1 pseudogene is annotated in these 452 nt (G+C 69.9%); it reads left to right on the forward strand.

Annotated features, from left to right (window positions below):
- Positions 1–452 (forward strand): annotated as a pseudogene (locus ACWGIU_RS22335) (hypothetical protein); the annotation flags it as partial.

Here is a 452-nt window from a genome sequence, read left to right on the forward strand (position 1 = left end):
AGGTGCTCGGCTGGGTCGGCGAGACCAGTCAGCTGTGGCGCGAGGGCAAGGACATCAAGGTCTACAACCCGGCCGCACCTGCCACCTCGCGGTGGAGCGCCGTCATGGGCAACTACGGCTACAACCGCTGGCTCGGCCGGTACGCGGGCCCCGGCAACTGGAACGACCCCGACTTCCTGATCGCGGGCGCCCCCGGGCTCACGGCCGCCGAGAGCCGCAGCCAGGTCGCCCTGTGGGCCATGATGGCATCCCCCTTCATCCTCTCGTCCGACGTCTCGAAGCTGACCCCGGCGGGCCTCACGGCCCTCGGCAACACCCGGATGATCCAGCTGGACCAGGACCCGATGGGCCGTCAGGGCTCCGTGGTCTCCTCCAACGCCACTTTCGAGATCCTGGTGCGGCCGCTGGCGAACGGCGACCGCGCGGTCGCCGTGCTCAACCGCTACCCTAAC

Source organism: Streptomyces sp. NPDC054840 (genome assembly GCF_053611065.1).